Raw genomic sequence first — 8,326 nt, forward strand, 5'->3', positions numbered from 1 at the left:
CTGGCAAAACCCTCTCTGGCGAGAGAGGATCTCATCAATTGTCCGTATTGCCTCAAAGAAATCCTCAGACGAGGATTCATGGCCAGACCGAAGTCCGGCCATCATATTTGGCACTGACTTTTAGCACGCTGTTGAGTTCTCAAGAAACGGACCCGCAAGCTTCCGGCGCTTTCACGCTTTTCCCTTGCGGCGATGTCTCTAATTTAGCAGGTCTTTCGTGGGAGTCAAACCGGCGATTTTCGCGCCCATTCCGATTCCCCGACCCGGATTCCGCACACCGGCATACCATTCTTTGGGCACCGCGAATGACAGCGTCAAAGAACGGGATGGTTCTGTGTGAGGAGCCCGCCGGGGCCGGCCACCTTGCGGCGTCCTGCATCCCCTCCCGGGTCGGCCTGTCCACTGTAACTCGTGAGGGCGTGGCCCGTACGGGTTTCCTGCGGATCGGCTCGCTGAGCTTACGCAGGGTGTGCGCCGGCGTCAAACCGGCGCACACGGATCAGTGTTGTGCGGGGTCGGCGATCCGGGAGAGGAAGAGGGGTTCGCCGGTTTTGGTGTCGCGGATGAGGAGGACGAACGGCCGGTCGAACGTCACTTCTTTGCGGATGACCGTTCCGCTGACCTGGCGCACGCCTACGGCGGTCGCGGCGGCGGCTTCGGTGCCCTTCTCGTCGAGCTTCAGTGCCGCGGCGTGTTGGACGAACTCGAGTCGTGTGGCGTTGGGTGAGATTCCGGAGAAGTCGGCGTCCTGGCTGAAGGCCGTCGGCATTCCCAGGGCCTTCAGCAGACCGTCCATGGATTTCTTGGTGGTGAGGTTCAGTTTGGGGAGGGTGACGGCGACGTTGCCCTGGTGCTGCGGAGTCAGGTCGTCGTTCTTCGCGGCCGTGGGGTCCGCTGCTTCGTCGGTGAGACGCTGGACGGTGCGGGGCCGCAGCTCCGGGCAGTCGGTGTCGCTCTGGTCGGGGAGGAGGGCGACGGCTTCGAGCCTGTCGCCCGCGTAGGGCAGGGTGACCGAGGTCCAGCCGTCGCCGGTGGCCGTCCCGTAGAGGTCGCTGTCGCCGCGGACGAACTTGACGTCGTGCTGCGGCCCCTCTGCGGTGGTGAATTTCCGGGTTTCCGTGGAGTCGGGTTCGAACTTGCTCTTCCAGTCGGCTTTGAGGTGGATGGTGTCGGTCAGCACCCAGCCGACATCGTCGAGCTGTTTCGGGGAGACCAGGTCCTTGATCAGGCCCTTGGTGTCGTCGGCGACGCTTTTGTTGATGGCGTTCGCGGCTCCCTTGGCGTCCGACTCGATCGGGAGGACTTGGAGTCCTGCTTCGTAGCCCGTCATCAGGGCGTCGAGGAAGCTCTGGTCGGTGTCCACCTTGTCGTCGGCCCAGATGCGGTCGCTGGTCTGCACGCCCGGGATCTCCCGGATCGCCAGGGTCCTGTCCCGCATCGAGGCGAGCGGGTCGGCGGGCAGGCCGAGGACCCTGCTCATCTCCTCCGCGGTCTTGTCCTTGGCGCCCAGCGCGACCATCCCCAGCCCGGCGGCCAGGCTGGACGGCGAGAAGACGATGTTCCGTTTCGGTGCCTCCTTGCACCAGGACTCCAGCAGGCGGAGCCCGAACCCGAGGTCCGAGCGGGCCAGCTCCCTGGCGTTCCCCGTGCCGATCTCCTGGCGTACGCCTTTGCGTTCCTTCGCCTGCGCGGTCGAGCCCGCGCACCCGGCTGTCGCCGTCAATCCCACAACACCCACAACACCCACAAGGGCGACAATCCGCTTCATATCCCTCAGACGGAGACGGCCGTCCCTGGCGTTGCACGCCCGTTCCCTGCGCTGACCTGCGAGAACGTGAGGGCGGGCGGATCAGGTGAGGGCGGTCCAGGTATCCAGGAGGCGGTCCAGGAGGTCGTACTGGGCTTCGCCCAGAGGGACGGGGGTGCGGCCGGTGTCGCGGATCAGGCGGGCGACGGTCTCGGTGGCGGACGGGGCGCAGGAGAAGAGGAGGGGGGTGGCGCCGTCCGGGTCGGTGAGGTTGCGCCAGGAGAGCGTGTTGAAGGCGCGGACGTACTGGGCCGACGGGGCGAGGATCGCGAACTCGGCAGCACTGTGCGCCGGCCCGTCGGTGCCGGGCTTGTTCGTGGCATCGATGACGATCTTGTCGGCGAGGAGCGTGCCGTGTTCCCGCAGAAAGTCCGCCACGGCGGCGCCGGGAATGGCGATGATGACGGCTTCGGAGCCGTCCAACGCGCTCTTGATGGCGTCCTCGGGTATGCGTGAGCCATAGCGGACCAGATGGCCGCTGTCAGTGAGCGCCTCCCCCAACGTCCGCCCGACGTGCCCCGTTCCCACGACCGCGACGTCCATCCGACCTCCCACACTCCCTGCCGAAGGGCAGGGCAGGATCCTACTTCGCCAGAAGATCAAACACCCGATCAGCACCGATTTGTGACCCAGTGCCGGTCCACGCGACCCGTCATGAGCCCGGCAGGCCCAAAACTCTCATCTCAAGATGTGAGACGTTCGAGCAGCCTGACCGGAATGTCGAGTTAGTTCGAATTTGAATACTTCTACTCTGATGCAGGATCTTTGTACCGGCCATGCCGTCCTTCAGGAAAAGCGAGAAACATCCGGGTCTTGGAGACAGAATCACTCTCTCCATCAGATCTCTTCCCCGGAGGGAAGATTGACCGAGCTGCCAGGTCATATCCGGCCGCTTCATGATCGCGACCCAAGGGGCATCGGCGAGTACACGCTGCTCGGACGCCTCGGTGAAGGCTCCTTTGGCGTGGTCTTCCTGGCGGAGGACCCGAACGGCCGACGTGTCGCGGTGAAGGTGCTCAAGTACGCGTCGAGCAAATGTGCGGACCTGCTGATGCGCGAGGCCCGCAACGCCTCGCGGGTGGCGCCGGAGTACACGGCCGAACTGCTGGACCAAAGGTTCGACCGAGATGCCGCGCCCTATCTGGTCAGCGCGCTGCTGGACGGGCCGTCGCTCGACACACTGGTCTACCAGCACGGGGCGCTGCGGGGCCACGAACTCCAGCAGTTCGCGGCCGGCCTTCTTGAGGTCCTGGTCGCCATCGCGGACGCGGGACTCGTCCATCGGGATCTGAAACCCGCGAACATCGTCATGACGAGCGAAGGACCTAGGGTCGTTGATTTCGGAATATCCGGCCGGTGGTGGACCATCGCACCGGGGGTCTGCGGCACTCCCGGCTATATGTCGCCCGAACAGCTCGCAGGGGGGCTCGCCACACACGCCAGCGATATGTGGAGTTGGTCGGCTGTCGTGGAATTCGCGGCGACGGGCAGGCATCACGCCGAGGACACGGAGTCGCGCGACGACTTGCCGACCATCGCCGATTTCGGGCCCCAGCCGCTCTACCACGACGCTCCGCCGCTCAGGGCGCTGATCGAGCGCGCGCGGCTCGTGGACCCGATGCTGCGTCCGACCGCGCGAGAAGCGCTCCGCACGCTCCGCTTCGACGAGCCCCTTCCCGGCGTGGCCTGCGAGGTCGACCGATCTCTCCGCGAAGGCCTCCTGCTGGTCCGGGCGGGAGGAGACGGGTACGCCGCTCTCCGCCGGGCCTACACACTGGCTCCCGACCGTCCTGACGCGGTCGTCGCCGTGGCCCGCGCGATGGTAGGGAGGGGTACTTTCTCAGCCGCCTTCAAGCTCGCACCAGAGGATTCTCAGGTCCGCATCGCGATGGCTCGTCATCTGGTGCAACCCCGCGCCGCCGGCGATCTGGACCTGATCCGGGACCGCGGACAGGGGGTCGGGGAGACCGTCCCCGACGCCGTCCAGGAGGGTTTCGCTCTCGCGCCGGACGATCCGATGGTCCGCTGGGCCTACATCCAGGCCCTCCTACGGACAGAGCGGCTGGATCGGCTGTCCGAGGCCCTGCTATTGGCCCCGTACATGACGGTCGTCAACCGGTTCGCCGCTACTCTCTCGTCGCCCGCTCATCGCCGGAAGGCCCTCCGCGTCTACCGCCGTATCCGGGCCGGCCTCCCGGACGACATCCGCGCCTTCCTTTTCCGCTTCGCCGCCCCCGGTTCGCCGCATCCGACTGACGCAGGTGCCCGCCTCCCCACGGCTGACGCCTCTAGGTCCGCACTGCCCGAAGCGAGTCCCGGCCCTCGGCCACTGACCACGACTCCCGGCGGCTGACTCCACCCGGGACCGGTTCGGTGCTCTATCACCGGGCGCGGCCTGTCCGAACGCACTGTCAGCCGACCGCCGTTCCGCTGGCAGGCCCAGGTCCGGACGAGCGGATGTCTTGATGTTTGCCCGGCCGACGGCGAGAGCTACAGAAGCAGGGTGGAGAGGGCGGGGCGGAGGAGCTGGGTGAGTGCGGCGAAGGGTAGCCAGACGCTTCTGCTCGGCAGGGCGCCCGATCAGCATGGTCTGGACGCTACCCGAGCGGTTCTCGTACCGAGGGGTCGAGACCCGCCGGTTTCGGGTGATCGACGGTATCGGTCAGTCGCTGACCGGGGCGGGGTTCTGACGGGCTGGTGGGGTCGGGGGCGGGTTGGGCGTGGTGGAAGTCATGTTCGGAGGGGGCATCCGGCTACTGGCTGGGTGGTGGTCGTTCACCTGGGGTTGGCCTGCTGTTCCGCCGGTGCCTACAGGCTCCTTCGGAGAAGGTCATACGAACGACGAAGGACTGAGATATGACGCGCGTCAACGTGGACGTCGACCCCGACGACATCCCCTCGAACACCTCCGCCAACCGGCATTTCCAGGACGTCCTGTCGCGCCGGTCGCTGATCAAGGCCGGGGGTGTCGTCGGCGCCGCCGGGTTCCTGGCGGGCGGGCTCGCCGGGCAGGCCGTCGCCGCTCCCGGCAAGCCGGGCAAGCAGCTCCTCGGCTTCACGGCCGTCCCCACCAGCAGCGCGGACGCCGTCACCGTCCCCGCCGGCTACTCCACCCAGGTGATCATTCCTTGGGGCACGCCGATCCACGAGGGCGGGCCCGCCTTCAAGCAGGACGGCACCAACACGGCCGCCGAGCAGGCCGAGCAGATCGGCGCCCACCACGACGGGATGCACCTGTTCCCGATCAGCGACAAGCACGGGCTGCTCGTGCTGAACCACGAGTACATCGACACGGTCCTGCACTACGCCGACGGCAGCGCCGTGATGACCAAGGAGAAGGTCGACAAGGGCCTGCACGGGCACGGCGTCAGCATCGTCAAGGTGCGGGACCGGCGCGGCAAGTGGGTCCTCGAGGACTCCAAGTACAACCGGCGCGTCCACGGCAACACGCCCGTCGCGTTCTCCGGGCCCGTCTCGGTGGACCACCCCGAGCTGCGGTCGAACAACGCGCCGCTCGGCACGCTCAACAACTGCTCGTCCGGCGCGACCCCGTGGGGCACCTACGTGACCTGCGAGGAGAACTGGAACGGCTACTTCGGCACCGACGACGCCACGTGGAAGCCGTCGGCGGAGCAGGCGCGGTACGGGGTCGCGGCCGCCGGGTTCGGGTACGGCTGGCACAAGGCCGACGAGCGGTTCGACCTGGTCAAGAACCCGAAGGAGCTGAACCGGTTCGGCTGGTGCGTCGAGATCGACCCGTTCGACCCGAAGTCGAAGCCGGTGAAGCGGACGGCGCTCGGCCGGATCAAGCACGAGGGCGCGACCTTCGTGGACGCCGCCGACGGCCGGATCGTCGTCTACACGGGCGATGACCAGGACGGCGAGTACATCTACAAGTTCGTCTCGGCCGAGCGCTGGAAGAACCACACCAAGAAGGGCAAGTCCCCGCTCGACGAGGGGACCCTGTACGTCGCGAAGTTCAACGACGACGGCTCCGGCGCCTGGCTGCCGCTGGTGTTCGGGCAGGGCGCGCTGACCGCGGCCAACGGCTGGAAGGACCAGGCCGACGTCCTGATCCGCACCCGTTCGGCGGCCGACGCGCAGGGCGCCACCAAGCTGGACCGTCCCGAGTGGATCGCCGTCCACCCCGAGACGGGCGAGGTCTACGCGACCCTGACCAACGGCGTCGGCAACGGCGGCAAGGTCAACCCGCGCAAGCCCAACCCGTACGGCCACATCATCCGGTGGAACGAGACCGGCGGCGACAACGGCGCCCTCACCTTCGCGTGGGACGTGTTCCTGCTGGCGGGCGACCCCGCCTACACGCCGTCGGTGCCGAACCTGGGCCCCGACAACATCTTCGGCTCCCCCGACGGCCTGGGCTTCGACGGCGACGGCCGGCTCTGGATCGAGACCGACATCTCCAACACGTCGCAGAACCTGGCGTCGAAGGGGTACGACCACATCGCGAACTGCGCGCTGCTGGCCGCCGACCCCGCCACCCGCGAGATCAAGCGGTTCCTGACGGCGCCGCGCGGCGCGGAGGTGACGGGTGTGACCTTCACCCCCGACTTCCGGGCGATGTTCGTCAACGTCCAGCACCCGGGCGAGACCTCGACGGCGTGGGGCGCGCCCACTCCGGCGAACCCGCGGGCCGTGTCGAACTGGCCCGACTTCGCTCCGGCGGGACGTCCGCGGTCGGCGACCGTGGTGATCGTCAAGGATGACGGCGGGGTCATCGGCACCTGATCGTCCCAGGTCAGGGGTGATATATCGGATTGCGAACCGTAGGAAATCTGTACGATTCGTCTGTGAGTATCACCCCTGAACCGGGCATCGTGCCCGACACCAAGAACTGGACCTGGGTCACCGAACGCGAGTGCCCCGAATGCCGTTTCGACGCCTCGTCCATCGCGCTGACCGAGCTCCCCGAGCTGCTGACCGGCAACGCCGCCGAATGGCACGCCCTGCTGACGTCCGAAGGCCCCCACGACGTGCGGCCCGAGCCCGGGAAGTGGTCGCCGCTGGAGTACGCGGCGCACGTCCGCGACTGCATCCGGATCTACGACTTCCGGCTGGGGCTGATGCTCACGCAGGACGACCCCGCCTACCCCAACTGGGACCAGGACGAGACGGCCGTCACCGAGAAGTACAACGAGCAGGACCCGCGGACCGTCGCCGCGGAGATCGTCGCGGCGGCCGAGGCGCTGGCCGCGAAGTTCGCCGCCGTCCAGGGCGAGCAGTGGAAGCGGACGGGACGGCGCAGCGACGGCGCCTCGTTCACGGTGGAGACGTTCGGGCGCTACTTCATCCACGACCCGATCCACCACTGGGTGGACGTCAGCGGCTGACGCCGGGCCGGGCCGGTCAGGCGAAGACGGAGGACGGCGGCGCGGGGGGAACGACTTCGTCGCCGTCGCGGATCACGGCGTGGCCGGAGGCGAAGCGGGCGAGGTCGTCGCCGTCCATGCAGCGGGCCGGGATCGGTTTCCCGGCGCTGATCCTGGTCAGCGAGGCGATCGGCAGTTCCGTGCGGGACGCGGCCAGCACCAGGTTGCCGAAGCGGCGGCCGCGCAGCACACCGGGCTCGGCCATCATCAGCGTCTGCGGGAAGACCGAGCGGAGGGTCGCGACGAGCCGGCGGGCGAACGCGAGCCGGCCGCCGTCGGCGACGTTCACCAGCAGGACGCCGTCGGGGCGGAGCACGCGGGCCGTGTCGGCGAGGAACTCGGCGGTGGCGAGGGCGACGGGCATCTCGGCGCCGGAGAACGCGTCGAGGACGAGCAGGTCGTCGGCTCCGTCGGGGAGCGCGGCGACGCCCTCCCTGCCGTCACCGATCCTGATCTTGACGCCGCGGGCTGATTTCAGGTCGAGCTGGTCGCGGACGACCTGGACGAGCCTGCCGTCGAGCTCGAACACGACCTGGCGGGAGCCCGGACGGGTGGCGGCGATGTACCGGGCCAGGGTGCAGCCGGCGCCGCCGACGTGCGCGACGTCCAGCGGGCCCTGGTCGAGGTGGTCGACGATGTCGCCGAGCAGGCGCATGTACTCGAAGTCGAGGTAGCGGGGGTCGTCGAGGTCGACGTAGGACTGGGGAACCCCCTTGATCAGGATCATCCAGCCGCCGTCGCGGTCGGCGTCCCTGACCAGCTCGGCCTCGCCCTGGCCGATCGGATAGATCCCCGAGACCGGCTTCTCCCCTTTGCCCATGTTCCCAGGGTAGTCAGGGGGTGAGCCAGATCAGACCGGCGAACCGGCCGGTGACGCCGTCGCGGCGGTAGGAGTAGAGCTCCGGCGACTCGATGGTGCAGCGCGGATCGTGCTCGACCTCGATACCGAGCCCGGTGAGCTGTTCGGTGAGGGCGGCGCGCAGATCGAGGGCGGGGGTGCCCCAGGACGTCGTGGAGCGCATCGGTTCGGGCGAGGAGTCCCGCATCTCGGCGGGGACCTCGTAGCAGCGGCCGCACGCGCCGGGGCCGATCAGCGCGGTCATCGGGCCGTCGGCGCCGGCGGCGCGCA

At 68.2% G+C, this 8,326-nt stretch carries 7 protein-coding genes; 3 read left to right on the forward strand and 4 right to left on the reverse strand.

Annotation, left to right across the window (positions count from 1 at the left end; translation table 11 throughout):
- Positions 1–499: 499 nt before the first annotated feature.
- Both ACYVE7_RS24275 and ACYVE7_RS24280 read right to left on the reverse strand, forming a co-directional pair.
- Positions 500–1,723, reverse strand: coding sequence for a serpin family protein (locus ACYVE7_RS24275; protein ID WP_460367507.1), 1,224 nt, complete (start codon positions 1,721–1,723; stop codon positions 500–502).
- 126 nt (positions 1,724–1,849) lie between these two features.
- On the reverse strand, positions 1,850–2,350 hold the full coding sequence (locus tag ACYVE7_RS24280; RefSeq protein WP_460367509.1) for an NADPH-dependent F420 reductase: 501 nt from the start codon (positions 2,348–2,350) through the stop codon (positions 1,850–1,852).
- Between the two features lie 211 nt (positions 2,351–2,561).
- Here ACYVE7_RS24280 and ACYVE7_RS24285 point away from each other — a divergent pair, with 211 nt between their 5' ends.
- The 3 genes from ACYVE7_RS24285 to ACYVE7_RS24295 all read left to right on the forward strand — a co-directional run bounded on the left by ACYVE7_RS24285 (position 2,562) and on the right by ACYVE7_RS24295 (position 7,158).
- Complete coding sequence (locus tag ACYVE7_RS24285; protein WP_460367510.1) at positions 2,562–4,160, forward strand: serine/threonine-protein kinase; 1,599 nt, start codon at positions 2,562–2,564, stop codon at positions 4,158–4,160.
- A 503-nt stretch (positions 4,161–4,663) separates the two neighbouring features.
- Positions 4,664–6,556 (forward strand): PhoX family protein, encoded by a 1,893-nt coding sequence (locus tag ACYVE7_RS24290; protein WP_460367512.1) that lies wholly within the window; start codon positions 4,664–4,666, stop codon positions 6,554–6,556.
- 62 nt (positions 6,557–6,618) lie between these two features.
- Positions 6,619–7,158, forward strand: coding sequence for a DinB family protein (locus tag ACYVE7_RS24295; protein ID WP_460367514.1), 540 nt, complete (start codon positions 6,619–6,621; stop codon positions 7,156–7,158).
- A 16-nt stretch (positions 7,159–7,174) separates the two neighbouring features.
- Here the strand turns inward: ACYVE7_RS24295 and ACYVE7_RS24300 are convergent, their stop codons facing one another.
- Both ACYVE7_RS24300 and ACYVE7_RS24305 read right to left on the reverse strand, forming a co-directional pair.
- Positions 7,175–8,017, reverse strand: a complete 843-nt coding sequence (locus ACYVE7_RS24300) for a spermidine synthase (RefSeq protein WP_460367515.1) — start codon at positions 8,015–8,017, stop codon at positions 7,175–7,177.
- A 13-nt stretch (positions 8,018–8,030) separates the two neighbouring features.
- A partial coding sequence (locus ACYVE7_RS24305) for a laccase domain-containing protein (RefSeq protein ID WP_460367516.1) occupies positions 8,031–8,326 on the reverse strand: 296 nt, incomplete at its 5' end.

This window comes from Actinocorallia lasiicapitis (genome assembly GCF_054778695.1).

Excerpts from the sequence above, each read along its gene's own strand:
- ACYVE7_RS24285 (WP_460367510.1), top strand. The coding sequence starts at position 2,562 with ATGCAGGATCTTTGTACCGGCCATGCCGTCCTTCAGGAAAAGCGAGAA.
- ACYVE7_RS24300 (WP_460367515.1), bottom strand. The coding sequence starts at position 8,017 with ATGGGCAAAGGGGAGAAGCCGGTCTCGGGGATCTATCCGATCGGCCAG.
- ACYVE7_RS24290 (WP_460367512.1), top strand. The coding sequence starts at position 4,664 with ATGACGCGCGTCAACGTGGACGTCGACCCCGACGACATCCCCTCGAAC.
- ACYVE7_RS24280 (WP_460367509.1), bottom strand. The coding sequence starts at position 2,350 with ATGGACGTCGCGGTCGTGGGAACGGGGCACGTCGGGCGGACGTTGGGG.